A 521-nucleotide genomic window follows, 5' to 3' on the forward strand; every position below is an offset into this window, starting at 1 on the left:
AAGCCGTCGCAAGCTGAAGTCGATAAATCGCCTCAGCCTGCTCATGCGACTACAGGTAGCTCGACCACACCTAGAAGTTGACTGACCAAGACACCAAAAATGGTGGCCAATGGCAGTCGTGCTTTTATGTGGTATGCGCTGGCGCTGATTATCATTGTCATAGATCAGTGGACCAAGTGGCTGGCTGAAACCAAGCTGACCTTTCATGATCCAGTGCCCGTGATTGAGCCATTTCTCAATTGGACACTCGCTTATAATTATGGCGCGGCATTTAGCTTTTTGGCAGATGCTGGCGGTTGGCAGAAGTGGTTTTTTTCAGGGTTGGCGTTGCTCATGTCGCTATTTTTGATTATCTATTTGCTCAAAGCGCCTCGCAAAGCCACGCTACTCTCGCTTGGACTTGCCATGGTATTGGGCGGTGCGCTTGGTAATTTGATCGATCGCTTGCTACATGGTCATGTGATTGACTTTATCCATGTGCATTATGCTGATGTTTGGCATTATCCGATTTTTAATATCGC

Annotated in this window: 1 protein-coding gene; it reads left to right on the plus strand. The window is 47.6% G+C overall.

Going from position 1 to position 521, the window contains the following annotated elements; all coding sequences use genetic code 11:
* Positions 1–81 precede the first annotated feature (81 nt).
* Positions 82–521, plus strand: a 440-nt coding sequence (gene lspA, locus ACS8FC_RS20835; RefSeq protein WP_439298185.1) for a signal peptidase II, incomplete at its 3' end; no start/stop codon positions are given.

The organism is Psychrobacter sp. 1Y4, from assembly GCF_051847555.1.